Raw genomic sequence first — 25,138 nt, forward strand, 5'->3', positions numbered from 1 at the left:
GACATGTTGTCACCGGGCCATTAAGCCGGCATTAACCCGCGGCGCCCGACAGGCCGTCCTTTGGTCGATAGGGTGCCTCCCCCATGCAGGGGGAGGCACGAGAGGGAGGGCGAGGCGCTCAGCCCCGGGCGGGGATCGCCCGCGCCAGGAACCAGCCGAGCACCATCGCCACCAGCATGGCGGCCAACGGCGCGGAGAGCCCGGCGATGGAAGCGAAGGCCGGCCCGGGGCAGTAGCCGGAGAGCCCCCAGCCGATGCCGAACAGGGCGGCACCGCCGATCAGCCGGCCATCCAGGTCGGTACGCGTGGGCAGCTGGAAGCGCTCGCCGATCAGCGGGTGGGGACGGCGCAGCACCAGTCGGTAGCCGATGAAGTTGGTGACCACCGCCCCGCCCAGCACGACCATCAGGGTCGGATCCCAGGCGCCGGCGAGATCCAGGAAGCCGAGCACCCGGGCCGGATCGGTCATGCCGGAGACCGCGAGGCCGAGGCCGAAGAGCAGCCCGGCGACGTAGCCCATGAGCGTCTTTTGCGTCTCGCGCCTCATGCCCCACCTCCGATGCCATGACGCACCACGAAGACGGTCACGATGGCGGCGACCAGGAAGGTCAGGGTGGCGACCAGCGAGCGCGTCGACAGCCGCGCCAGGCCGCAGACGCCGTGACCGCTGGTGCAGCCGCTGCCGATCCCGGTGCCAAACCCCACCAGCAGCCCGGCGGCGAGCATCAGCGGCACGCCACCGGCGGGCGCGCCGACCACCTCGCCCGGCGCGCCCGCCACGTTGCCGGCCCCGCCGCCGGCGAGGATCAGTACGATCGGGCCGCTGATCAGCCCCAGCAGGAAGGCCAGTCGCCAGGCGCTGTCGCCCCGGGGCCGCTGGGTGATCAGGGTGCCGAGGATACCGCTGATGCCGGCGATGCGACCCAGGGTCGCCATCAGCCAGGTGGCCGACAGGCCGATCAGGATCCCCCCGATCAGCCCCTGCAGGCTAGTCATCCCATCCACGTGAGAGATCCTCCCTTGGGTGTGTGTCGATCGTTCACTTCTGCCGCTGGCAGGTGCTGATGCCCAGCAGGCGATAGGCGGGACAGGTGCCGAGCAGGCCGGTGACCAGCGGCAGCAGGCCGATCCAGCCCCAGGCGCCGATCTGGCCGGTGATGGAAAGGCCGATCAGCACGGCGCCGATGATGATGCGGGCGAGCTTGTCGATACCGCCGACATTGTGGGTCATGGTGAGTCTCCTCGGTGTAGGCGAAAACGCTCTCGAACGGGGGCATTTCCGGTGATGGGGCTGTGCCCCGAATCGGTGGAGGGTGACGGCGCCTCCGTGGCGAGGCCGGCACCGCCGCAGGCCGCCGGGGACGTCTCGACCTCACGATGCTCATGGAGCGTTCGCCAGGCGTCATAGGTGCTCAGGAAGACGCGGCCGGTCAGCGCCCGGCAGAAGTCGGTATGCTCCAGGCGATCCATCACCGGTCCCTTGACCTCGGCCAGGTGCAGGGTGACGGCGGCGTCCCTCAGGCGGGCGTTGATCGCCTCGAGGCTTTCCAGCGCCGAGGCGTCGATGACGTTGACCGCCTGGCAGGCCAGCACGATATGGGCAAGGCCCGGCTGGCGAGCCGCGAGGGCCATCACGGTGTCCTCCAGGTAGCGGGCATTGGCGAAGTAGAGGCTCTCGTCGACCCGCAGGATCGCCAGCCGCTCGTCGGTCTCCACCGCGTGGCGCCGCACATTACGAAAGTGCTCGCTTCCCGGCACCCGGCCCACCACGGCGCTGTGCGGGCGGCTGGTGCGGTAGAGATGCAGGCCCAGCGAGAGCCCCACTCCCACCAGGATGCCGCTCTCCACCCCGTGGACCAGGGTCAGCACCAGGGTGGCCAGCATGGCCACGCCGTCGGCCCGGGAGTAGTCCCAGGTGCGCTTGATGGCGGGCAGGTCGATCAGGGTGCCCACCGCGACGATGATGGTGGCGGCGAGCGTCGCCTTGGGCAGGAAGGCCAGCGGGGTGGTCAGGGTGAGGGTCGCCAGGGCGATGCCCACGGCCGTGAAGGCGCCGGCGAGCGGCGTGGCGGCGCCGGCCTCGAAGTTGACCACCGAGCGCGAGAAGCCCCCGGAGACCGGCGAGCCGCCGCTCGTCCCGGCGCCGAGATTGGCCAGCCCCAGCGCGATCAGCTCCCGGTTGGGCTCGATGCGCTGGCGGCGCTTGGCGGCCAGGGTCTGGGCGACCGAGACCGACTCCACGAAGCCCACCAGGCTGATCAGCACCGCCGCCGGCAGCAGCGTCGACCAGAGCTCGGGCTCGAGGCTCGGCAGCGCCAGCGTCGGCAGGCCGCTCGGCACCTGGCCGACCAGGGCCACGCCCTGGGCGCCGAGCCCCAGCCCCCAGGCCAGCAGGGTGGTGACGATCACCGCCGACACCGGTGCCGCCTTGGCCACCAGGTCCGCCGAGGTCGTCGCGAGGCCCAGGCGGGTGAGCCAGCCCTTGAGCCTGCGCCGGCAGATCAACAGGTACGCCCAGACGCCCAGGCCGATCGCCAGGGTGATGGGGTTGGTCGCTGTGATCCCCGCGATCAGCGCCGCGCCCATCTCCACCAGGTTGTGGCCGGACGCCTCCACGCCGAGCACGTGGCGTAGCTGGCTGGCGGCGATCAGGATCCCCGAGGCGGTGACGAAGCCCGAGATCACCGGGTGGCTCAGGAAGTTGGCCAGAAATCCCAGGCGCAGCAGGCCCATGCCCACCAGCACCAGCCCGGAGAGCGCGGCCAGCACCAGGGCGGCCGCCACGTACTCGGCGCTGCCGGGCGCCGCGATGCCGGAGAGCGCCGAGGCGGTCATCAGCGAGGCCACCGCCACCGGCCCCACCGCCAGGGTGGCGCTGGTGCCGAAGAGGGCATAGAGCACCAGCGGCAGCATGCTGGCGTAGAGCCCCACCTCCGGAGGCAGCCCCGCCAGCAGGGCGTAGGCCAGCGCCTGGGGCACCAGCATCAGCGTCACGATCACCGCCGCCAGCAGGTCACGGGCCAGGACGTCGCGCCGATAGCCGTGCAGCCAGCCGAGCAGGGGAATCCAGCGGGAAAGGGTCATGGGCGTCTCGTCATCGGTCGTGAACCCGGTTCCGTCGCGGCGCGCGGGGCGTGTGCCTGTCAGACCTTGAGCATCTCGCGGATCGGCTGCGGATCGTGGCCGGCCGCGTGAGCCGCGGCCAGCAGCGCCGGAATGTCACAGCCGGCCTCGCGGCTGCGGGCCTGGGCCCAGAGATGCACGGCGCGCTTGCCGGTCTTGCAGAAGGCCAGGATCGGCGTGGGCAGCTCGTCCAGCGCCTCGCTGAAGGCCGCGATGTCCGCCTCGCCGTAGTCGCCCGGCGTCACCGGGATAGTGCGCCACGCCAGGCCGAGCTCGGCGGCCCGGTCTCGCAGGCGCCGGTCGTCGGGGTGGTCCTCGGCCTCGCCGGGACGGCGGTTGCAGATCACCGCGCGGAAGCCGCGACGGGCGACCTCGTCGAGATCGGCGGGGGTCACGGCATCGGCGATGGCGAAGCCGGTTTCGAGGGATTGGATCTGCATGGAAACACTCCTCTAACGATCAGACCTGGGGATCAGAACCTGTTGATCGGTACCTTGAGGTAGACCTGGCCGTTCTCCTCGGCCGGCGGCAGGTGCCCGGCACGCATGTTGACCTGCACCGACGGCAGGATCAGCCGGGGCATGCCGAGGGTGGCGTCGCGCTCGGTGCGCATCTTGACGAACGCCTCCTCGCTGACGCCCTCGTGGACGTGCACGTTATGGGCTCGCTGCTCCGCCACGCTGGTCTCGTGCTGGTACGCCTCGCGCTCCGGGGCCTTGTAGTCATGGCACAGGAACAGCCGTGTCTCGTCCGGCAGGGCCAGCACCTTCTGGATGGAGCGATAGAGGGTGCGCGCATCGCCGCCCGGGAAGTCGCAGCGCGCGGTGCCGTAGTCCGGCATGAAGAGGGTATCGCCGACGAAGGCGGCATCGCCGATCACGTAGGTCAGGCAGGCCGGAGTGTGGCCCGGGGTGTGCAGCACCCGCCCTTCCAGATCGCCGATGGCGAAGGTATCGCCCTCCTCGAAGAGACGGTCGAACTGGCTGCCGTCGCGGGCGAACTCGGTGCCGGCATTGAAGGCCTTGCCGAAGACCTCCTGCACCACGGTGATACGGGCGCCGATGCCGGTCTTGCCCCCCAGCGCCTCGTGCAGGTAGGGCGCCGCGGAGAGGTGGTCGGCGTGGACGTGGGTCTCGAGGATCCACTCGACCTCGAGGTCGTGCTCGCGCACGAAGGCGATGATGGCGTCGGCGGAGCGCACGTCGGTGCGACCGGCGGCGTAGTCGAAGTCGAGCACCGAATCGAGAATCGCGCAGGCACGACTCTCGGGATCCTGCACCACATAGCTGAAGGTGTTGGTCGGCTCGTCGAAGAAGTGGGTCACGATGGGTCGAGCCACGTTGGGTCGTGATACGCCTGGCCGGGCCACGCTGGACTGCTGGGACATCACAAACGCCCTCCGTCGAATGTCACTGTACGGGTGATGGCGTCAGCTTAACGCAATATAGATTCTAAGATTAGACTATTTAAGAATAAAAGACCGAGAATGAATGACACCCCCTCATCCAGAGGACCCATCGCCGAGGCGATGGGTCTCGCGCCACACGGACATCACTACCAGTCGGCGCCGTCCAGGGCGTCCAGCGGAATCTTCAGGTAGCGCTTGCCGTTGGGCTCGGGCGCCGGCAGGCGCCCGCCCAGGATGTTCACCTGCAGGGCGTGCAGGATCAGCTTGGGCATGGGCAGCTCGGCATCGCGCTCGTCGCGCATGGCCGCGTAGTCGGCCTCGCTGACGTCCCCCGCCAGGTGCTTGTTGGTCTCGCGCTGCTCGCGCACCGTGCTCTCCCACTGGGGCTCGCGGCCATCGGGCATGTAGTCATGGCCGGTGAACAGCCGTGTCGCGTCGGGCAACGCCAGGATCGCCTGGATGGAGCGCCACAGCTGGTGGGCGTCGCCGCCGGGGAAGTCGGCCCGGGCGGTGCCGAAATCGGGCTGGAAGAGCGTGTCATGAACGAAGGCGGCATCGCCGATCACGTAGGTGATCGAGGCCAGGGTATGGCCCGGCGAGAACATCACCCGCGCCTCCAGCTCGCCGAGGCGGAAGGTGTCCCCCTCGGCGAAGAGCCGATCCCACTGGGAACCGTCGGCCGGGAAGTCGGGCCAGTGGTAGAGCTCCTTCCAGAGCGCCTGGACCTCGACCACCTTCTCGCCGATGGAGGTGGGGGCGCCGGTCTTCTCCTTCAGGTACTGCGCCGCGGAGAAGTGATCGGCATGGGGATGGGTGTCGAGGATCCACTGCACCTCGAAACCCTGCTTCTCCACGTAGGCGAGCAGTTCGTCGGCACGGTGGGTGGCGGTGGCACCGGACTTCTCGTCGAAGTCGTGGACCGGGTCGATGATGGCGCACTTGCCGGTGGCCGGGTCGCTGACCACGTACTGCACGGAGAAGGTGCGCGGGTCGAAGAAACCGGCCACCTCGGGGTTGCCGGCCCCCGTGCTCGGGGAGAGGGCGAAGGTCTGCATCGGTCACCTCCGTTGGCGCCCGGATCAGGCCGGGCGTCCATCGAGAAATGTGGAATTACCTTATCACCTATAACTCTAACAACCGATTGACGCCGTGCATCGCCGCGATAGGCGAGACGAAAGGCGAGTTGAGCGAGGAGCCCGCCCTAGAGCTCGAGGCGATCACCAAAAGCGGGAATCTCGGCGTCGATGCCGCTTTGCTCGAGCAGCGCCTGGAGCGCCCGCTGGGCGCCGGGCTCGCCATGCACCAGGTAGACGCGGGGGCGATGGCGGAAGGCGCCGACCCAGCCGAGCAGCTGGGTCTGGCCGGCATGGGCCGAGAAGCCGCCGATGGTGTGCACCCGGGCCTTGACCGCCAGGTCCTGGCCCATCACGCGCACCCGCTCGGCTCCGTCGACGATCTGGCGGCCCAGCGTGCCCCCGGCCTGGAAGCCGACGATCACCAGCCGGGTGCTGGGCTTCTCGAGGTTGTAGCGGAAGTGGTGCAGGATGCGACCGCCGTTGCACATCCCGGCGCCGGCAATGATGATCGCCCCGCCGTGGATGCGGTTGATGGCCATCGACTCCTCCACCGTGCGCGTCATGCGGAGAATCGGCAGATAGCGGCTGGTATCGCCGCTGGCGGCGACGTTGAGCACCTTGAGATCGTCGGGATCCAGGGACTTGCGAGCGCGGTGGTAGAGCTCGGTGACCTTGATCGCCATGGGGCTGTCGAGAAAGACCAGCTGCTGGCGCAGCCGCCCCTCGTGATAGAGCACGCTCAGGTGGTAGAGGATCTCCTGGGTGCGACCCACGGCGAAGGCGGGAATCAGCACGTTGCCGCCCGCCGCATGAGCCTCCTCCAGCACCTGGGCGAACTCCTCCAGGGTCTCGTCCAGGGGGCGGTGGTCGCGATCGCCGTAGGTGCTCTCCATCAGCACCAGGTCCGCCTCATGGAGCTTCTCGGGATCCTTCATCAGCACCGAGCTGGGGTTGCCCAGATCCCCCGAGAAGACCAGGCGCCGCGTCTGGCCACCGGAGGGCACGGCCAGCTCGACGATGGCCGAGCCCAGGATGTGTCCAGCGTCGTGGAACACCAGGGTGACACCGCCAGGAAGCGAAACGGGCTGGCCATAGCCATGGGAGGTGCAGAGCGCCAGGGTGCGCTCCACGTCCTTCAGCTCGTAGAGCGGCTCGATCAGCGGCTTGCCGTGTCGCCTGCGCCACTTGTTCTCCCACTCGACGTCCTTGGCCATGATGAAGGCGGCGTCCTGCAGCATGATCTCCAGCAGGTCGCGGGTGCCACGGGTGCAGTGGATCGGCCCGTCGTACCCCTCGCGAACGAGCTTCGGCAGTAGTCCCGAGTGGTCGAGGTGGCCGTGGGAGAGCACCACCGCCTCGAGCTCGCCGGGCAGACGGCCGAAGCCGCGGGCGTTGGCCTCGTCGGCATCCCCGCCGCCCTGGTGCAGGCCGCACTCCAGCAGCAGCCGATGCGTGCAATGATCGCCGTCTACCTCGAGGAGGTAGCGGGAACCGGTGACTTCCTTGACCGCACCCTGAAAGGTCAGTGTCGACATGGTCTCGCTCCCGGTGGCTGGCGTGGCGGGGCACGGTCGCCCCTCTGCCCTCAGCATAACGGATTCGCGATATGTCGGTGCCGGCCCGGCTAGACCTCCCCGGCGTGGTCACGCTCCACCGCCTGGCTCAGGCGCTCCGGCAGGTCGGGAATGGCCGCCTTGACGCGATTCCAGCTGGGGATGAAGGGGCGTTCGCGGGGGTAGTCCAGGAAGTCGCTGCCGGCCTCTAGCAGGTTGGCGGCGAACAGCTCCACGGCCTGCTCCTCGGCGTGGCGATCCAGGCTCAGGCCGTTCATCACGGCGTCGTGGTCGTAGGCTTCGATCAGGTCCAGCGCCAGACGGTAGTAGGTCGCCTTCAGCGTGCGAAAGCCCTCGGCGCTGAAGGTCACGCCCTGGGTCGCCAGCTTGCGGTAGAGCGACTTGGCGATATCGAGGCTCATGCGGTTGAGCCCGCCCGTGGCGTCCTCGGCGGAGACCGGCTGGTGCTTGTGGTCGTAGGCGTCGGCCAGGTCGACCTGGCAGAGCCGCTTGGTGGAGTAGTTGCGGTGCACCTCGGAGAGCACGCCGATCTCCAGCCCCCAGTCGGCGGGGATGCGGATGCCGTCGAGCACCTCGGTGCGCATGGCGAACTCGCCGGAGAGCGCGTAGCGGAAGCTGTCCAGGTACTCGAGATAGGGCAAGGGGCCGTGGATCGTCTTGAGCGCCCTCAGCAGCGGGGTGACCATCAGCCGCGAGACCCGGCCGTTGAGCCGCCCCTCGGCGATGCGCGGGTAGTAGCCCTTGCAGAACTCGTAGTTGAAGCGCGGGTGGACCACCGGATAGAAGAGCCTCGCCAGAAGCCCCCGGTCGTAGGTGAGGATGTCGCAGTCGTGCAGGGCCACCACCCGCCCGCGGTTCGAGGCCTGCACATAGCCCCCGCAGTACCAGACGTTACGCCCCTTGCCGGGCTGCTGGGGGGCCAGGCCCTGGGCCTCGAGTTCGGCGTCCAGCGCCTGGAGCCGCGGGCCGTCGTGCCAGAGGATGCGGTGGTGCTGGGGGAGCCGGGCGAAGAACTCCCTGGCGCGCAGGAACTGCTCCCGATCGGCACGATCCAGGCCGATCACCACCTCCGCGAGGTAGGGCACCCGGGCGATCTCCTCGACGATGTGGTCGAGCGCCGGCCCCTCCAGCTCGGAGAACAGCGACGGCAGGATCAGGCTCATCGGGCGCCGGGCGGAGAAGTCGCACAGCTCCGCTTCCAGGGCCGCCAGCGGCCGACGGGTCAGGTTGTGGAAATCGGTGATGATGCCGTTCTGGTGGAAGTCGCTCATGCCGTCACCCCGTCGTCGAACGACCCGGGCTCGGCCGGCGGCTCGCCCTCCTCCGCCGAGCCCACTCGACGCTCGTCTCGCCCCCACCAGTGCTCCATCCCCTCGGCCCAGCCGGCGGGGCCGGTGGTCACGCTGCGATAGAGCGACGCCTGGGTCGGCGCGACCGTCAAGTCGTGACAGCCACGGATCACCACCGCCTGGTCGACCCCCTCGAGCATGGCGATGTCATTGGGGCCGTCGCCCAGCGCCAGGGTCCGGGGCCGGCTGCCACGCAGCGACGCGAAGCGCTCGGTCAGCCAGGCGACGGCGCTGCCCTTGTCGCAGTCGCCGGTGACGTGCCAGAAGCGCCCACCCCGCACCAGGCGCAGGCCGTCGCCCTCGAGGCCCTTGCGGAAGGCCGCGAGGCGCTCATCCCCCTCCTCCCAGACCAGCGGCTCGCTGCCCTCGCGCAGCCGCGCCAGGCGGGCCTCAGGCTCCGCCAGCCCGGTGACGGCGACCAGCTCCTCCAGTGGCATCTCGCTCATGGTGGTGAAGCCAAGCCCCAGCCGCTCCCGCCACACCGAAAGCCGCTGGCGGATGAAGCCGATATCGACCCCCAGGGTGCGGATCGCCACGCCATCGGGGCCCGGCCCCCGGTCCAGCCGGGCATGACACCAGGCGAGCGGCAGGCCGGCCAGGGCGCCGTTCTCGGCGATGAAGGGGGCGTCCTCGAGGCCGAGCTCACGGCGCAGCGGCAGGATCTCGCTGCGGGTCTTGCTGGTCACCGGGATCACCGGTACGCCCTCGGCCTTCAGCCGGGCGAGCCAGGGCCTGGCGGCCGACCAGTCGTAGGTATGGTGGTCGAGCAGCGAGCCATCCAGGTCGGTGAAGACCAGGCGCGCTCGCCGGGTGGGGTCGTATGGCGAGGCTGATGTCGAGGGCATGGCGGATCCGGCTCCGGAGTGGTGGACGCGTCATGCTCCATGCAGGGGGCGTGCCAGGGCACGGCAAAAACGTTCTGTCACCTAGGGAGCCCCCTTTAGAGCGGGACACGGCGGCGCCGATGCACCAGGAGTGAACATGAAAACGCCCCGCCAGGGTGCATCCTGGCGGGGCGTGGGGCGTCGCGGCTTGCCGGCGCCGTACAATGCTCAACTGGCGAGACAGGCGTCCAGTGCATCACGCCAGTGTGGCAGGCGCAGTGAGAAGGCCGCTTCCAGGCTGCTCGACTCCAGCCTTGAGTTCGCCGGTCGCGGCGCCTTCTGGGGAAATTCGGCACTGGTTATAGGCAAGACCTCGGGCCGCGCCGTCGCCTCGATTCGCCCAGATTCGACTGCCGCCGTGAAGATCGCCTCGGCGAAGCCGTACCAGCTGGTCTCGCCCCGAGCGCAGAGGTGATGGGTGCCACCCCGGCCCTCATCGAAGCCACCTCGGGCCCAGTCGTGCACCACCAGCGCTGTGACATCGGCGATTGTCGCCGCCCAGGTCGGTGCACCGACCTGATCGTTCACCACCTGGAGTCGATCTCGCTCTCCCGCCAGACGCAGCATGGTATTGACGAAGTTGTGTCCCCGGGCGTCATAGACCCAACTCGTGCGCAGGATCAGATGCCGGACGCCCGAGGCTTCGATCGCCTGCTCGCCTTCCCACTTGGTACGTCCATATATGGACATCGGCGCGGGCGTATCGTCTGGGCTAAAGGGCCGATCGCCGTCGCCGGCGAAGACATAGTCGGTCGAATAGTGCACCAGGACGGCACCTACCTCACGGCAGGCATCGGCCAGTTCGGCAACGGCCTCGGCATTGAGCCGCCGCGCCAATTCCGGCTCCTCTTCGGCACGATCCACTGCCGTGTAGGCCGCCGCGTTCACCACGACGGCTGGCGCTCGCTCGCGCACCACCTCAGCCACCCGTCCCGGCTCGGCGAGATCGCAGTCAGTACGCGAAAGCGCCATGCCCGGTCCGAGCGGCTGCAGGCTGCGCGTCAACTGGCGCCCAACCTGGCCATTGGCGCCCAGTACCAGCCAGTTCACACTCATTCGAACACCTCGGCATCCTTCAAGGCGTCACCGGCCCGATCCTTCTCGGAGAGCGCCGGCTCGGCCACCTCGGGCCATTCGATGGCGATATCAGGATCGTCGAAGCGGATGCAGCGCTCCGAGGCCGGATGATAGTAGTCGGTGGTCTTGTAGAGGAAGTCGGCGCTTTCGGAAAGCACCAGGAAGCCATGGCCAAAACCTTCCGGCACCCACAGCTGTCGCTGGTTATCGCCGGAGAGCTCCACCCCGGCCCACTGGCCGAAGCGCGGGGAGTGGCGACGCAGGTCCACCGCGACATCGAAGACTCGGCCCTGGGTCACCCGCACCAGCTTGCCCTGGGGCTGCTCCAGCTGATAATGGATGCCCCGCAGCACGCCTTGACGGGAACGAGAGTGGTTGTCCTGGACGAAGTCACGCTGCAGACCGGTCGCATCCTCGAAGGCGCGCTGGTTGAAGCTTTCCATGAAGAAACCCCGTGCATCGCCGAAGACCTTGGGTTCCAGGATGAGCACTTCCGGCAGTGCCGTGGGAGTAACCTTCATGCCTTGACCTCCCCGCGTGTCACCAGGCGCTGCAGGTACTGGCCATAGCCGCTCTTGGCCAGCGGCGCGGCCAGGGCGAGCAGTCCTTCGTCGTCGAGCCAGCCGTTTCGCCAGGCGATCTCCTCGGGACAACAGACCTTGAGCCCCTGGCGGTGCTCGATGGTGGCGATGAAGTTGGATGCCTCCATCAGCGACTCATGGGTGCCGGTATCCAGCCAGGCGAAGCCTCGGCCCATCATCTCGACCCCAAGGTCACCACGCTCAAGGTACAGCCGATTGATGTCGGTGATCTCAAGCTCCCCGCGCGCCGATGGAGTGAGTTCCTTAGCCATCTGCACCACGTCGGCATCATAGAAATAAAGGCCGGTCACGGCGAAGTTGGAGCGAGGCCGGGTCGGCTTCTCTTCCAGGGAGGTCGCTCGCCCTGCTTCATCGAAGGCCACCACCCCGTAACGCTCGGGGTCATGCACGTGATAGGCGAAGACACTGGCCCCGCTATCGCGCGACATGGCGCTGTCGAGCAGGGGCTGCAGATCGTGGCCATGGAAGATATTGTCACCCAGAATGAGGGCGCTCGGAGCACCATCCAGGAACTCCTCGCCGATGGTGAAGGCCTGTGCCAGCCCGTCCGGCGAGGGCTGTACCGCGTATTCCAGGCGGATCCCCCACTGACTACCATCGCCCAGCAGCTGCTGGAAGCGGGGGGTATCCTGCGGGGTGGAAATGATCAGGATCTCGCGCAACCCGGCCAGCATCAGAGTCGCCAGCGGATAGTAGATCATCGGCTTATCGTGCACCGGCAGCATTTGCTTGGACATGGCCAACGTCACTGGGTGCAGCCGAGTGCCTGAGCCCCCGGCGAGGATAATGCCCTTGCGTGCTTTACTCATATTCTCTCCTTGTCTAGGCGGTGGCCGTCAGGCGTCCCCGTAGTGGCGGGCAGTCCATTCCCGATAGGCCCCGCTGGTCACTCCCTCGACCCAATCGTCGTTATCGAGATACCACTGCACCGTCTTTCGCAGACCGCTCTCGAAGGTCTCGACCGGGCGCCAGCCCAATTCCTGCTCGATCTTGCCGGCATCGATGGCATAGCGCAGATCGTGGCCCGGCCGGTCCTGTACATAAGTGATCAGGTCACGGTAACGGGCCACTGACTCCGGCCGCTCGTATGTCAACTCTTCGAGCAGGTCACAGATCGTCTCGACCACGGCCAGATTGGTGCACTCGTTATGCCCGCCGATATTATAGGTCTCACCGACCCGCCCGGCCTCCAGCACCCGCACCAGGGCCCGGGCATGATCCTCCACATACAGCCAGTCGCGCACCTGCTGGCCATCTCCGTAGACGGGCAGCGGCTTACCAGCACGCGCATTGAGAATCATTAGCGGAATCAACTTCTCGGGGAAGTGGTAAGGCCCGTAGTTGTTCGAGCAGTTAGTGACCAACACCGGAAGGCCGAAGGTGCGGTGCCAGGCTCGCACCAGATGATCGGAGCCCGCCTTGGTAGCGGAATACGGCGAACTCGGCGCATAGGGCGTGCTCTCGGTGAACAGACCCTCCGGCCCCTCCAGGTCGCCGTAGACCTCATCGGTAGAGACGTGATGGAAACGAAACGACTTCCGACAGGACTCGTCTGCCCCCTCCCAATAAGCACGGGCCGCCTCCAGCAGCACCCCGGTGCCGACCAGATTGGTCGCCAGAAAGTCAGCCGGACCATGTATGGATCGATCGACGTGGGACTCAGCTGCGAGGTGCATCACTGCATCCGGGCGGTGAGTGGCGAACACTCGCGCCATGGCCTCGGCGTTGCAAATGTCCTCATGCTCGAAGGCATAGCGAGCATCGCCGCTGACCTCGCCTAGCGAGGCCAGATTACCGGCATAGGTCAGGGCGTCCACGTTAACCACCGAATGATCGGTGTCTCGCAGCAGGTGGCGAATCACCGCCGAGCCGATGAAGCCGGCGCCACCGGTTATCAATATTTTCATTGCCGTGTCCGTTGAAAAAACGGGTTTAGTCTAAGGGTTAGCCCACATTGGGAAAAGCTCCGTTGCTCATCATCGAGCCTGCCCCCACCTCCAGGGAAGGCAAAGTCACCTTATGGCTCACGAAGACGATTTGCAGCTGATGCACCACGTGGCGACTCTTTCTGCAAGGACGGTACCCAGAACGTCCTCTGAGCGCTAATAAGACAATAGCGATAAAGCGGCATGCGAAGGAAAAAGGTTAGCCCGTCGTAGAGACCTTCATCGGCCGACATCCTCCCACAAGCTTCGTAGTCGCCTTAACCAAGCTTGTGCACCACCATGTGCCGCCCGCCAGCTGGAGCGACATCCGGATTGGTTATCAGCTATCGACGCTGGTCATGCCCTCTAGAGGGAAAATGCTGTTTTTTCATTGAGCTAGCCCCCAAGCGACGCATCGCCTGATGGAAGAACTCCTGCACCGCGGCCTCGACGTTTATATCTCAGGGCCTGGGCTGTACACTCTCCCGGCTGTGTCGGCAGCATGCGATGCCAATTTCTGTCACCATACGGTCAGCTTACCTACCATGCTCAAGCTCTTTTCCCGATACGCATCGGTCGGAGTGATCAATACCTTGCTGCACTGGTCGATTTTCGCTCTCGCCTACCACTGGCTGGATAGTCAATCGCTCAGCAACCTGATCGCCTTCTGCGTTGCGGTGACGTTTTCCTTCTTTACCAACGCTCGCTGGACCTTTCGCTCGGAAGCCACCGCCAGGCGCTACGCTGCGTTCGTCGCCTTCATGGGCCTGCTGAGTTGGCTCGTCGGCAAGCTGGCAGAGAATATGGCCCTTCCCCCCCTACTGATGCTCGTCGGCTTCTCGGCAATGAGCCTGATGCTGGGCTTCGTCTATTCCCGTTACTGCGTATTCAGGAGTGAACCGTGAACCTTTCACTCGTCGTACCGGTCTTCAACGAAGAAGACACGATCGAACAGTTCTACAGAACCGTCCGTGAACATCCAGGGCTTGACGAACACGCGATAGAGATCTTGTTTGTCAACGACGGCAGCCACGACCGAACAGCCGACATCATCGCCGCACTGGCCAAGTCAGACCCGATGGTTACCAACATCGACTTCTCGCGCAACTTTGGCAAGGAACCAGCCTTGTTCGCCGGGCTGGAACATTCCCAGGGCGACGCCGTGATTCCGATCGACGTCGACTTGCAGGATCCGATCGAGGTGATTCCCCGGCTGATCGAGAAATGGCAGGAAGGCTTTGACGTGGTACTGGCCAAGCGTGCCGACCGAGGAAGCGACGGCTACCTCAAGCGACGCAGCGCCGAATGGTTCTATAGGCTCAACAATTGGATCAGCGAAACGGCCATCGAGGAAAATGTCGGTGACTTTCGTCTGATGTCGCGTCGCGTGGTAGATGCCATCGTTCGCATGCCGGAGCGCCAGCTGTTCATGAAGGGCATTCTCAGCTGGGTCGGTTTCAACACCGCCGTGATTGAGTACACCCGCGTCGAGCGCTCGGCCGGAAAGAGCAAGTTCAACGGCTGGAAATTGTGGAACCTCGCGCTCGAGGGCATCACGTCTTTCTCCACCGTACCGCTGAGGATCTGGACCTATATCGGATTCGGCGTAGCGGCTTTTTCCTTCCTCTATGCCGCCTGGCTGATCATCGACAAGCTCGTCTGGGGCAATGCCGTTCCCGGCTACCCTTCCCTGATGACGGCGATTCTCTTTCTGGGAGGCGTCCAGCTCATGGGCATCGGCGTATTGGGCGAATACATCGGACGCATCTACATGGAGAGCAAGCAGCGTCCGCGGTACATCATCAAGCCACCGACCAGCACGCGACAATCTACAGTCAAGCCCTCGAAAGCTGACGACGATGCCTGAAGAACGCTGAATGTCGACGTAAATATATGCCTGGGTGACCCTCGTGGCATGGTGCCTCCTCTTAATAGTGGGAGCCTGACACTGAGCGGGGGAACGCCTTAAGAGGCGTTCCAGAAGCAAGCAGGCATAAGCCTGCCATAAATACATCCGGTATATACAAAGCATGGGGCCTGAGTCATATACCATCGAAGAAAAGGTGAACGTTATGCACACAGAAAATAATACTTCGGAATGCTCACCCAGCCCAAGATTCTTACCCTCCCACAGTGAGATTGCGAACAGGAAACAATACGGCCCTTATCATCAGTGTCAGGAAAAAGGCTCAAAGACATCCTAGTCGCACCCAGTTCGTCAGTCACTCATCTCAACTCCATCTGCTGATGCATGACACCAATAGCCAAGAGTCTGGGGTACTTTGTCACCGGGGTCATGGGTGCGATATGAAAAACGAAACGTCGATTATGTATCGGTAGCGTCTGCCTCACTGCCATCGCAACTCAAGCGACGGAGGCAGCGCGTAATACTTTTTCATCCATGTCTCGATCAGCGGCCGCTGATAGGGCATCGTCTCGGCGTAGCGATCATCAGGGAGCCTGGTCAGCGTCACACTTTCGGGCACCGCTTTACCGGCTCTCACCTCATGCGACAGTACAAGCAGTCGAGCCTGATTGAGACGGTGAATGGGCGCATTGCTTGCGTAGCCTTCGAACACCTCGAACGTATCCATGGCCGCAACAGGCAGAATGAGGATAATGATGGCCACGCCCGCCCGACGACGCCACAAGCTTCCTGACACGCTATACAGGGAGTACAGGACGGGCGTCAGCACCAGAGCATAGAAAATCAGCAGCGAGCGCCCGGACACTCCCGGCGCTACCAGCAGCAGGGCCAACGAGGCAAAGGCTCCCGCTAACAATGCGGCCACAACAGCCACCTCGGGAGCGCCCCAACAGCGGTGCACCAGCAACACGGCCCACACGACTCCTGCGCCCAGCAGCGCCAGAGCGGGCAGCACAATCGATAGAAGGATAGCGACAACCATGCCGGCCAGCAGCATCAGACGCCAGCCGCGACGCTCCGAATGTGCCAGGGTTTCCCAGGCCAGCAGCATCACGCAGGTCAACACCATTATCCAGAACAGCACACCACTGGATGAGCCGGCAATCAGCTCTCCTAGCCGGCCAAGATTGGCCGCGGCCTGTTCGACCAACGCCCCCTCAGGGGACGAACCGGACTGACGAGCGAAATTGCCGGGCGCGAAGATGACGAGGCCAAAGGCCATCAGAACCGGTACGAATCGCAGCGCCAGCCGACTCAGCGGCAATGGATCGCCGTCAAGCCGACGGATTAGCGCGAAGCTCATCATCATGCCCAGTACCGCGACGGCCATCTGCTCCTGGAAGAGCGCCGCCAGTGCCAGCATGACAACAGCCCGCCATGATAGCGAGGCATCGCAGCGCAGCCACCAGGCGCCAAGCAGCAGAGGAACCACCCCCCACATGTAAGCAATCGACGCAGAGAACCAATAAAGCCCCCCCACCGTGATGAAATCGGGCCAGGCCAGAAAAACCACCACGCCCACGGCCACCAATGGATGACGAGATCGCCCGGAGACCAACCGTACAGATAGCGCCAGCCAAGCCAACAGCATGGCTACCTGTGTCAACCGCACGGCATCCAGTCCCAGCTTGAACAGGTTGATCTGCACGAAGAACGCAAGAAAACGCGGCGACCAGTGCAGATATTCGTCGTAGAGAAAGCTGAGCAGTTGCCACTGACTGAAATGCTGACCGACAAAACCCGTCTGATCGGTCACATAGCTCAATACCGCATAGCCCCAGTCATCGTGATACGGAAAGACCTGCCAATGTTGCAGGCACAGGCCTATCCCGAAGACCAGCAGTAACAAACTACCGATGCCACGCCCCCACCATTCATTCTGCATGTCGTGTTTCCTGTATCACTAATCTACGAGCCGGCCACTTCAGCCCCTCTCCCTGCCGATCCGCTGCCCGGCACCGGCGGGCAACCGCACTAAATTGATACGAAACGCCGCTAGGCCGGTACAGCATGAGGGACTGGACGAAAACGCCCGCACCGGGCCAATGGGCACGGCACGGGCAAAGGCCAGGCGAACCCCACCGGTCAGTGCGTTACCTGGAGCAATTCCTGCTGGAGGACCCCAGCATAGACTTCGCGCGCGATCTGGTAAATCGCCAGTTGCTGCTGAAGTCGCTAGATAGTTTGATCGGTAATGCTCAGATTGGTCACTTGGGAGCGACTAGCTCCTATAGGTCATCAAAAAGCGATAAAACAGAGAGATATCGCGAGAGCCAGGGTGTCATCCAACGCCTGGCGATCGGGAGGGCTTAAGAGCCTTTCCCTCTTTCGATCAGATAACCTTCACGAAGGAACGCAGCCACCAAGACTCACCCTAAGCAGCGGACAGATAGACTGCCGCGCTTTAACACTCACTCCACGCACACATACGCCCGCAAGTGGTCCGCCGAGTAGCGGGCCGCTTTGAACCACGGGTCATTATGCCTCAGCGTCGACCATGACTCCCACCGCTCAGCGGCTATCCAGCAGAGGGGAGCAGGGTATCGAAGAGCGGCTACCAGAGCCCCTCGTCCGCGGCGGTCATCATGCGTCCCTCCTGAAGGCCATATTGCAGATAGTGGACGAGAGGATTGATATCCGCCGCGGCCACATCGGGATTACGGGACAGGTAATCGCTCATATCGGCCCAGGCGGAGGCGTCACGCTGCTCGTTGCCCCCAAAGGCCAGGAAATGCTGATAGGCGGAGTCGAACTCTCCCCGCTCAACCGCCTGATCGACATCGGTATTATGCTCGCGATACCACGCTTCATCGAACAGCACGTTGGGATCGCGTCCCTCGGCCTCGCCGTATTGGCGATAGTGGGCAAAGCCGCTGGCGAAGTCGCCGCGCGCGACCACCGCGGCCACGTCGGGGTTGAGCGCGAGATAGAACGCCTCGTCGAAGCCGGCGAGCCCATCGGCACCGCGACCCTCGCTCGCCCCGAACTCTTGGTAGTGCGCAAGTCCCTTGGCGAAGTCGCCCCGCGCGACGGCCTCGGCCACATCCGGGTTACGTGCGAGATAGCCCGCCTCATCGAAGCCCCTGACGGACAACGAATCCAGTGTATCGACCAGCACGACCTGGTCATCGAAGCGCAGCAATTCGACCTCCGATAGGGTATCGCTCCCCCACTCACCGGCCTCGACCACCAGGCGACCATCGTCGTCCTGGAGGATCACCACCTCGGCGGCAGCCACGTTGAAGCGCGCCACGTCGACACCACTGCCGCCCAGGAGCGTGTCGTTCCCCGAACCGCCTACCAAACGATCATTGTCGGCGCCCCCCGAGACGGTGTCATTACCGCTACCGCCGAACAGCAAGTCGTCGCCGCTCTTGGAGCCCACGATGTCGTCACCGCCGCCGCCGTGCAGTTCGTCGTCGTCTTCGCCCAACACGATCGTTTGCGACTGGTCATCGGCCACCACATAGTTGCGGCCCGCGCCACCGCTGACGACCGCGCTGCCGACGATCGAGACGAACTCGATATTGTCCAACTGCAGCGCACTGGCCTTCGGCAGGCTGCGCGTATCGATGACAAATGCCTCGGACTGAGTCGTCTCCTTCGATGACGCACTACCGGTGATCACGATCGGCGAGCTGAGCGATGTCGATGTGGTGGTCGGAATGATGGTGCGCACATCCAGCGTGGTAGTCGCCGCGAGGTTAGTCAGGAAGGACTGGGCGCCACCGATCAGGCTGGATTCCTCCGCGCTGTCGCGCTCGTCGATCGCACGCACCAGGGACGCCAAGGCCTCGGTGGCGGTTTGCGCGGTCGCCTGCCCCGAGGCGCTCAGGCCTACACCGACCGGTAGGGTTGCAGTCACCACATTGCCGTTGTTGTTGGTATCACCATTGATCAGCGGGATATCCGCGTCGCCGGTGGTGGTGCCAGGGTCCTCATCGCGATCTTCCGTCACCACCGGGATGGTGGTGGTCACCGTGCCGTCGCTGTCGGTAGTGGTCGTCACCTCGACCCCATCGATGGTATCGGTGGTGTCGGATGAGCTCGATCCGTCTCCCGAGGAGGGGGGCGGTGCCGTCACGCTCAGGGTGACAGTATCGCTGACGGTCCCGGCACCATCTTCCCCGCCGTCGGCCAGGGTGATGTCGAAGCTCACATTGCCGGTAGTGCTGCCAGCGGTAAAGCTCACCTTGCCGTCATCGATGTCCTGCTGGGTGAAGGTATCGTTCACGGCCAGCGGCGTGCCGGACAACTGGAGCTCGCCCTCAGCCGGCAGGCTATCCAGGGTGTAGGTGAGCCCGGCGCCCTCGTCGTCGAGATCCCCTTCGTCGAGGTGGGCACTGGTCAGCGTCACTGTGCGGCCGGCCTGTACCGAGGGGCCGGCATTGGTGGCGATCACGGGGGCGTCATTGACGGCGGTGATGTCGATGTTGATGCTGCCGAGGCTGGTGTCAGTGCCGCCATCGTTTACGCTGACGCCGATGGTGCCAGCATCGTTACCGCTCAGGTCCGCAGCGGGCGTGTGGGTGATGTTGGCGCCATCGAGGAAGGTGTCGAGGTCAGCGATGCTGCCGGTCAGCGTAAGGCTGGCCGTACCGCTGCCATCGGCGGTTAAGCCGCCGGCGCTATTGGCCGACAGGGTTCCGGCACTGGCGGCAAGCGTCAGGGTGACGCTGCCGGTGGTATCGACATCCGAGAGCGTCGCGGCCGACAGGTCGAGATTGGCCTGAGTGTCCTCGGTAAAGGAAAGATCCGTCGGCAGCCCCACCAGCTGCGGGGCATCGTTCTGGGCGGAGACTGCGATGGACACGCTGACGGTGTCACTGGCGATACCGTCAGACACGGCAATACCGAGGGTGCGGGTGGACTCGGTAGGATTATCCCCCGTGGCTTCGAAGGTCAGCGCCTGCAGCAGCACTTGGACGCGCGTGGGTGTGGCCTCGGCGTTAAGATTGACGACGAAGTCATTGCCAGCGGCAATGTCGTTGCCCAGGGTGCCGATCACCGTGTCGGAAACGGCCACATTCGAGCCGGCGGTCGTGCCAGCCAGGCGGATGGTACCGCTGGTATCCACCGACAGCTGATCGCTGCTGGCATCGGCATTGGCTATAACACTGACGGTGACGGAGCCGCCGTCGAAATTCGCCGAATCGGCATCGGTGACGGTGGCATTGCCGCCGATATCCAGTGCGACCGCCCCACCCTCTTCAGTGGCCGCGGAACTGTCGCCTTCCAGGCTGCCGATGACAGGCGGGTTGGGCGTGACGCTCAGGGTGACATTGCCGACGACATCCTGATCGCCCCCGTTGGCGGTACCGTCGGCATCGCTTAGCGTCACCTCGAAGGTGCGGTCGCCCACGCCGGAGGGAGCGCTGTAGTTCAGGTTTTGCAGCAGCGTCTGCAGGTTAGCGCTGGTGGCATCGGCCGCGCTGAAGTTGATCGTCAGCGTGTTGCCGCCCTGGCCATCGTCAGTGACATCCACCGTACCGATGCTGCTGCCCCCCACCTGCACCGTCTCGCCGGCGCTGACGGCGGCATCGCCGCCGGAGGTGGCGTTAGTGCCATCCAGCGACCAGCTGCCATTAGTGGTACCGGCGGTCTGCGCCAGGGTCAGGAAACCGCCGTTGTAATCGGCACTGTCGGCATTGCTGACGGTGGCGTCATCGAACAGATCGACGTTTTGCACCCCGCTCCCCGCCACGATCTGGCTGGTTTCGGTGAAGGCATTGGCCACGACCGGGGCATCATTGACGGCGGTCAGGGAAACGGTGGATGACAGGGACAGGGCTGCCCCGTTGTCATCACTGCCGCCGTTGGCACCCGAGTCGGTCAGGGCGGTGATCGTCACCACGCGATTGTTGCCGGTGGTGGGAGTGTCCGACCCATTGAGATAAGACAAGCCATCCACCAGGGTTTGCAGGGCGGCTTCGCTTAACGCCGCACCGCTGAACGATACCGTGGCGGTGGAGCCGGAGACGGAGCAGTTGATGGTCAAGCCACTGGTGGCCGAGGTGATGCTGTTGCCATCGGTCAGAGCCAGATCGGAGCCATCGATGCCCAGGATCTCATTGGCGCCGTCCGAGACATTTGTCACCGTCAGGGTCAGGCCGGTTAGGGTCTGCCCACTTTCCATCGTGCTGGCCGTGACGCCACTGAATAGGTCGGATGCAGCCGCCTCTTCGATATAGCCCGGATCCTGCCCCGTCGCGATCAGGGTGGGCGCGTCGTTCACCTCCGTCACGGCCACCGTCACGCTGCCACTATCGCTGGCCCCGCCATCGCTGAAGGTGTAGTCCAGCTGAACGCTGGCGCCCGGGTCATCGCTGCCGTTGCTGTAGCGAATGGCCTGGAGCATTTCGTCGACCAGCGCCGTGGTCGGCACGGTGCCATTATCGGCAAAGCTGAGCTGCAGTTGGCCAGGGCCGGTATTGGCAATGGTGGCGATCACATTGCCAGCGGCGGTAATGGTGCCACCACCCGCTGGCCCGCCCGTCACGGTCAGGTTGCCACCGGAGGCGAGGTTGAACAGGTCCGAGGTATCGGCGCCGCCGTTGCGAGCCAGCGTCAGGGAAGCCCCGGAATAGTCGCCGTTACCGCCATTGAGCGCATCCAGCTCCAGGTCACTGATAGTGGCATCGGCATCCAACTGAACGACTGCACCGCCTTCGGTGTAACTGGGCGTGCCGTCTAGACCAGTAAACACCGGCGCATCGTTCACCTGTGTGACATCGAGATTGATGCTCGGATTCGCCGCCAGGTTGCCACCATTGCCGTCGCTGGCTGAGATGGTGATGGTCGCCTGGTCTTGACCGCTGACGTTTGGCGACGGTGTGTACTGGATATTCGACGCGGTATCCAGATACGTCGAGATATCGGCCGCTGCGCCGGACAGTGTGATCGTGGTCGCGTTGACCTGCGTTGCGGTCACGCCAGCGCCGACACCCGAGCCGTCCACTGGCGTTGCGAAAGTCCCGGCCGAGGCCGTGAGCGTCACCGTCAAGTTGTCGCCATCGACATCCGCGAAGCTCAACGCCGAGAGATCAACATTGCTTTGCGTATCCTCGGTCACCGTCACGTCTGACGGTGCGCCAGCGACGGTCGGGTTGTCGTTCACTGGTGTGATGTTGATGGTGACCGTGTCGGCTGTGCCATTCGTAGTTCCGTCATTGGGGGTGACGGTCAACGTGGCGGCCGTCGTATCGTTGGCCGCGGTGGTGTATTCAAGTTTGCTGGTGTCGTTGAGGTAGGTGTTCAGATCTGCGGCCGAGCCTTGCAGGGTCATGCTGGCGGTGCCGGAGGTGGCAACCGTGACGCCAGCGGTAGTGCCATTGCCGTCTGTGGCGGCGATGCTGCCACGATCGACAGCCAGAGTCAGGGTGATGGTATCGCCATCATCGTCGCTGACGTTATAAGCGGACAAATCAATCGTAGTGGCGACATCTTCGGTGGCACTGTCGTCGGCAGGCGTGCCGCCTAGCTCGGGCGCATTATTGAGAGATGGCGCTTGGCTACTTGAGATTGTGAAGTTATCGAAAGAAAATTCAACTGCCGACCCACCCGTGTCAAAATACACCTTAAAATCGGTAATCTTAACACCATTAAAAGCGGTTAAATCGCCACTACCAAATGTAAAAATATCCTGATAGCCATTTTGGCCACTGAGAGTTGATGAGGTAACCGAGCCGCCACTCAAGCGACTACCAACAACATAAAGATCTGTCACATTTACGTTGGAACTATATTCTGAGAGTTGTAAACCAGCCAGCTCAAATGACCCAGTATTCGTACCATCAGCCTCCAAATGAAAATACGCATTCGTTAAATTCGTAGTCGTATCATTGATATATGCAAGAGCTCCAGCCAAGTCTACATTTCGAAAATATTCACCATTATACCCAGTCAACGTGAAATTTGTGCTGGATACAATATTACCAACGTCAGACCAACCAGTGAAATTTTTGGTACCATTAGTTGCCGCAAGTAGAGAAGAAAAACCCTCCATTGCTGGTTCGCCAAAAAAAAGTTTTGAGTTAATGATTCCTTCCGAAAACTCTAATGCCCAGTTCCCATCAAGCACTTCCGCGCCGGTCATATCATCGGAAGCCGCAATATCCGCCCTCGTCATTCGCGCCAATTTATCGATAAAATTCACACCGCTTTGATCAGCCGCCACATTGCAGCCATACAGCAACATGTCTCCGTCTTCGACCAGGGCATTACCAACTTGGCTGAGCTCACCTTGGTAAGCTTGCAGGGAGTCGGTGGAAAGCGTCGCACTTCCTAGTTGTTGGGCCGCGGATGAGCCATGTCCCAGAATATGAATGGCGCCATAACCGGAATGATTTTGCGCCCAGTCGGCCATCACCTTAATGCCGTCCTGGTCCGGTGCCACCAGCTGTACCTCGACACCCTCTGGTAACCCCTCTATCAGGGTTTGATAGTCGGGTAGGCCAGTATCGATAAACACGACCTGATGACCAGAAGCCGACACCGAAGCTAAGGTGCCCGCTGTGGGGAGGACTTTATCGTTCATACGGCTACCTGTAAGTCAGATGATGGGGGCGTGTTCATGAGGTTGGTGACTATCGGAGGATGAAATGGGCCTGGCTGACATGGATATCGCGCCAGAACGCCACGCACTGGACATACTGGATTAGGTCGGGCGGCAGAAGGAGGCGCCGGAACGCCGTCGCAAGATTCCTTCCGCCAGGGGTAGGCCCAGCCCATCGGGTGTCATCGCGCAACAGGGAGGAAGCGGACCGAGGCAGGCCGGTAAAGACGTGGAAACTCATTCAGCCACCCCTGGGGTGGCCGCATAGCGTCGGCTAACCGACAGATAGCGATGCCGGGTCCTCCAGACATGCTTGACGTCCCTGGTCATGACGCGTTCCTGCGTTGCCATGGGTCGGCGAATCGCCGACTCGATCATTATTGTGTATCGCGCGCTGATGAACTCATCTTAATGCTTAAGTATGGAAAATTTAATCCATTTCGGTGTGAGTATTTCATACTCGCTATTCGATCCGTCAACGTTCCCGTCCTGCACCCCGCCTCGCCTGACATGGCCTCCCCGAAGCCCGACGACAACCGCGCGCCGGTGATGCGCGGCGGCATCAAGGATCGTCATCGAGGCTCTGTCCAGCGTCAGCTCCGGCTGCCACTTCCCTCGGCGCGTCCGATCAGTTACCGGCAAGACTCAGATAATCGGCACGAAGGGCACGCAGCCGCTCAGGGCCAGGGTCGACACGACAAGCCCCATTCTCATCAGCCTCATCCCCTGCCCCTCAGCTATCGAAATCGAAGCTCAGCTCTTCGTCGTCCTCGAAGAAGCTGTCCAGGGTCTCCGGCGCCTCGGCCTGGGCCGGGTTCATCCTCGCCAGGCGGGCCAGCAGGTGAGTCTGGGGGATGGAGAGGTTGAGCGCATAGGCGATGGGCAGCGCCTGGGTCTTCCTCAATGCCAAAAAAGCCTCGTCGTCGAGCTGGGCCAGCGCCTTCTCATCGACCATATGCAGGCCGTTGATGGAGAGGCCCAGCTGGCTTTGCAGCGTCTCGGGCCAGGGGGTCAGCACCCCGGCACTCGCCAGCGCCTGCAACGCCTTCTGGGTGGCCTGCTGCTTACGGTGGGCGGCCTTGAGTGCCTCGACGCGAGTGGCCACGGCCTCAAGCATCTGGCCTTCGGCATCGAAGAATGGCTCCGCGCTCTCCTGACCTGTTTGCCCTTCCTCACCCAGCAGACCGGAGTCGCGGTCAAAGGCCACCAGGCCCTTCTCGCCCACGCTGATGATCTCGAACGGCCAGCTGGAAAGCCACTCCGGCCGATAGTGGCCCAACCACTGGCCCTGGCGGATAAAGAGGTTATGGCCGAGATCCAGGCCACACACGCCCACCAGCCGCCACTCGCGACCTTCCTTGACCACGGCCAGCGGCATCGCGGCCGCGGCCTTGGCCAGCTCTCCGGCGTGGAGCAGGATCAATGACCGATGCTGAGCGAAGCGGAGATCCTTGGGCGGAAGCCAGCTCTTGCCCTGGCATTCCCTCGGGCTCAGCACGAGCGATTGGGACATAACACCTCCCGGTCAGGAAACGGATTTGTAGGAAATAGCGTACAAGAACTGAAGAAATCGCTGACAGCATATCAAGACATGTTCTCAGCCATCTTCAATAAAAAACCCCCGACCGAAGCCGGGGGT

19 protein-coding genes are annotated in these 25,138 nt (G+C 63.8%); 2 read left to right on the top strand and 17 right to left on the bottom strand.

Annotated elements, in window-relative coordinates; translation table 11 throughout:
• Positions 1-118: 118 nt before the first annotated feature.
• The 14 genes from ACGTNG_RS00890 to rfbB all read right to left on the bottom strand — a co-directional run bounded on the left by ACGTNG_RS00890 (position 119) and on the right by rfbB (position 13,000).
• Positions 119-547: a DUF6691 family protein gene (locus tag ACGTNG_RS00890; protein WP_394574943.1), complete on the bottom strand. Its 429-nt coding sequence runs from the start codon at positions 545-547 to the stop codon at positions 119-121.
• Entirely contained in the window at positions 544-996 is a 453-nt protein-coding gene (locus ACGTNG_RS00895; RefSeq protein WP_394575545.1) for a YeeE/YedE family protein, read from the bottom strand. Before ACGTNG_RS00895 ends, ACGTNG_RS00890 begins: the two co-directional genes overlap by 4 nt.
• A 43-nt stretch (positions 997-1,039) precedes the next feature.
• A complete protein-coding gene (locus ACGTNG_RS00900) occupies positions 1,040-1,231 on the bottom strand; it encodes a YgaP family membrane protein (RefSeq protein WP_394574944.1) in 192 nt (63 codons plus the stop codon).
• Complete coding sequence (locus ACGTNG_RS00905; protein ID WP_394574945.1) at positions 1,228-3,084, bottom strand: SulP family inorganic anion transporter; 1,857 nt, start codon at positions 3,082-3,084, stop codon at positions 1,228-1,230. The genes ACGTNG_RS00900 and ACGTNG_RS00905 overlap by 4 nt, the downstream gene beginning before the upstream one ends.
• 59 nt (positions 3,085-3,143) lie before the next feature.
• The gene (locus tag ACGTNG_RS00910; protein WP_394574946.1) at positions 3,144-3,563 is read right to left on the bottom strand and encodes a protein tyrosine phosphatase family protein; all 420 of its coding nucleotides are present in this window, start codon (positions 3,561-3,563) and stop codon (positions 3,144-3,146) included.
• Between the two features lie 32 nt (positions 3,564-3,595).
• Entirely contained in the window at positions 3,596-4,462 is an 867-nt protein-coding gene (locus tag ACGTNG_RS00915; RefSeq protein WP_394574947.1) for an MBL fold metallo-hydrolase, read from the bottom strand.
• A gap of 215 nt (positions 4,463-4,677) precedes the next feature.
• Positions 4,678-5,586, bottom strand: a complete 909-nt coding sequence (locus tag ACGTNG_RS00920; protein ID WP_394574948.1) for an MBL fold metallo-hydrolase — start codon at positions 5,584-5,586, stop codon at positions 4,678-4,680.
• Between the two features lie 146 nt (positions 5,587-5,732).
• Positions 5,733-7,142, bottom strand: a complete 1,410-nt coding sequence (locus ACGTNG_RS00925; protein WP_394574949.1) for an MBL fold metallo-hydrolase RNA specificity domain-containing protein — start codon at positions 7,140-7,142, stop codon at positions 5,733-5,735.
• An 89-nt stretch (positions 7,143-7,231) separates the two neighbouring features.
• Positions 7,232-8,452, bottom strand: coding sequence for a glycosyltransferase family protein (locus tag ACGTNG_RS00930; RefSeq protein WP_394574950.1), 1,221 nt, complete (start codon positions 8,450-8,452; stop codon positions 7,232-7,234).
• Positions 8,449-9,375, bottom strand: coding sequence for an HAD-IIB family hydrolase (locus ACGTNG_RS00935; protein WP_394574951.1), 927 nt, complete (start codon positions 9,373-9,375; stop codon positions 8,449-8,451). Before ACGTNG_RS00935 ends, ACGTNG_RS00930 begins: the two co-directional genes overlap by 4 nt.
• 207 nt (positions 9,376-9,582) lie before the next feature.
• Positions 9,583-10,470 (bottom strand): dTDP-4-dehydrorhamnose reductase, encoded by an 888-nt coding sequence (gene rfbD / locus ACGTNG_RS00940; protein ID WP_394574952.1) that lies wholly within the window; start codon positions 10,468-10,470, stop codon positions 9,583-9,585.
• Complete coding sequence (gene rfbC, locus ACGTNG_RS00945) at positions 10,467-11,012, bottom strand: dTDP-4-dehydrorhamnose 3,5-epimerase (RefSeq protein WP_394574953.1); 546 nt, start codon at positions 11,010-11,012, stop codon at positions 10,467-10,469. Before rfbC ends, rfbD begins: the two co-directional genes overlap by 4 nt.
• A complete protein-coding gene (gene rfbA, locus ACGTNG_RS00950) occupies positions 11,009-11,902 on the bottom strand; it encodes a glucose-1-phosphate thymidylyltransferase RfbA (RefSeq protein WP_394574954.1) in 894 nt (297 codons plus the stop codon). The genes rfbC and rfbA overlap by 4 nt, the downstream gene beginning before the upstream one ends.
• A 27-nt stretch (positions 11,903-11,929) precedes the next feature.
• A complete protein-coding gene (rfbB, locus tag ACGTNG_RS00955; protein WP_394574955.1) occupies positions 11,930-13,000 on the bottom strand; it encodes a dTDP-glucose 4,6-dehydratase in 1,071 nt (356 codons plus the stop codon).
• 440 nt (positions 13,001-13,440) lie between these two features.
• On the opposite strand from rfbB, the gene ACGTNG_RS00960 reads away from it, so the two are divergent.
• Together ACGTNG_RS00960 and ACGTNG_RS00965 are read left to right on the top strand one after the other, a co-directional pair.
• Positions 13,441-13,923: a GtrA family protein gene (locus ACGTNG_RS00960; RefSeq protein WP_394574956.1), complete on the top strand. Its 483-nt coding sequence runs from the start codon at positions 13,441-13,443 to the stop codon at positions 13,921-13,923.
• Positions 13,920-14,885 carry a glycosyltransferase family 2 protein gene (locus tag ACGTNG_RS00965; protein WP_394574957.1) on the top strand — a complete coding sequence of 322 codons (966 nt, stop codon included), beginning with the start codon at positions 13,920-13,922 and terminating at the stop codon, positions 14,883-14,885. The genes ACGTNG_RS00960 and ACGTNG_RS00965 overlap by 4 nt, the downstream gene beginning before the upstream one ends.
• A 481-nt stretch (positions 14,886-15,366) precedes the next feature.
• Here the strand turns inward: ACGTNG_RS00965 and ACGTNG_RS00970 are convergent, their stop codons facing one another.
• The 3 genes from ACGTNG_RS00970 to ACGTNG_RS00980 form a co-directional block, all read right to left on the bottom strand.
• Positions 15,367-16,830: a DUF6056 family protein gene (locus tag ACGTNG_RS00970; protein WP_394574958.1), complete on the bottom strand. Its 1,464-nt coding sequence runs from the start codon at positions 16,828-16,830 to the stop codon at positions 15,367-15,369.
• A gap of 669 nt (positions 16,831-17,499) precedes the next feature.
• Positions 17,500-23,481, bottom strand: a complete 5,982-nt coding sequence (locus tag ACGTNG_RS00975) for a DUF4347 domain-containing protein (RefSeq protein ID WP_394574959.1) — start codon at positions 23,479-23,481, stop codon at positions 17,500-17,502.
• A 751-nt stretch (positions 23,482-24,232) separates the two neighbouring features.
• Positions 24,233-25,012, bottom strand: a complete 780-nt coding sequence (locus ACGTNG_RS00980) for a SapC family protein (RefSeq protein WP_394574960.1) — start codon at positions 25,010-25,012, stop codon at positions 24,233-24,235.
• Positions 25,013-25,138 lie beyond the last annotated feature (126 nt).

Origin of the sequence: Halomonas sp. B23F22_3, from assembly GCF_043496965.1 — a bacterium.
Classification (GTDB): domain Bacteria; phylum Pseudomonadota; class Gammaproteobacteria; order Pseudomonadales; family Halomonadaceae; genus Halomonas.

Bases quoted from the DNA above. Each gene is read 5' to 3' on its own strand.
- ACGTNG_RS00890 (WP_394574943.1), bottom strand. From the start codon at position 547: ATGAGGCGCGAGACGCAAAAGACGCTCATGGGCTACGTCGCCGGGCTG.
- ACGTNG_RS00895 (WP_394575545.1), bottom strand. From the start codon at position 996: ATGACTAGCCTGCAGGGGCTGATCGGGGGGATCCTGATCGGCCTGTCG.
- ACGTNG_RS00900 (WP_394574944.1), bottom strand. From the start codon at position 1,231: ATGACCCACAATGTCGGCGGTATCGACAAGCTCGCCCGCATCATCATC.
- ACGTNG_RS00905 (WP_394574945.1), bottom strand. From the start codon at position 3,084: ATGACCCTTTCCCGCTGGATTCCCCTGCTCGGCTGGCTGCACGGCTAT.
- ACGTNG_RS00910 (WP_394574946.1), bottom strand. From the start codon at position 3,563: ATGCAGATCCAATCCCTCGAAACCGGCTTCGCCATCGCCGATGCCGTG.
- ACGTNG_RS00920 (WP_394574948.1), bottom strand. From the start codon at position 5,586: ATGCAGACCTTCGCCCTCTCCCCGAGCACGGGGGCCGGCAACCCCGAG.
- ACGTNG_RS00925 (WP_394574949.1), bottom strand. From the start codon at position 7,142: ATGTCGACACTGACCTTTCAGGGTGCGGTCAAGGAAGTCACCGGTTCC.
- ACGTNG_RS00930 (WP_394574950.1), bottom strand. From the start codon at position 8,452: ATGAGCGACTTCCACCAGAACGGCATCATCACCGATTTCCACAACCTG.
- ACGTNG_RS00935 (WP_394574951.1), bottom strand. From the start codon at position 9,375: ATGCCCTCGACATCAGCCTCGCCATACGACCCCACCCGGCGAGCGCGC.
- rfbD (WP_394574952.1), bottom strand. From the start codon at position 10,470: ATGAGTGTGAACTGGCTGGTACTGGGCGCCAATGGCCAGGTTGGGCGC.
- rfbC (WP_394574953.1), bottom strand. From the start codon at position 11,012: ATGAAGGTTACTCCCACGGCACTGCCGGAAGTGCTCATCCTGGAACCC.
- rfbA (WP_394574954.1), bottom strand. From the start codon at position 11,902: ATGAGTAAAGCACGCAAGGGCATTATCCTCGCCGGGGGCTCAGGCACT.
- rfbB (WP_394574955.1), bottom strand. From the start codon at position 13,000: ATGAAAATATTGATAACCGGTGGCGCCGGCTTCATCGGCTCGGCGGTG.
- ACGTNG_RS00960 (WP_394574956.1), top strand. From the start codon at position 13,441: ATGGAAGAACTCCTGCACCGCGGCCTCGACGTTTATATCTCAGGGCCT.
- ACGTNG_RS00970 (WP_394574958.1), bottom strand. From the start codon at position 16,830: ATGCAGAATGAATGGTGGGGGCGTGGCATCGGTAGTTTGTTACTGCTG.
- ACGTNG_RS00975 (WP_394574959.1), bottom strand. From the start codon at position 23,481: ATGAACGATAAAGTCCTCCCCACAGCGGGCACCTTAGCTTCGGTGTCG.
- ACGTNG_RS00980 (WP_394574960.1), bottom strand. From the start codon at position 25,012: ATGTCCCAATCGCTCGTGCTGAGCCCGAGGGAATGCCAGGGCAAGAGC.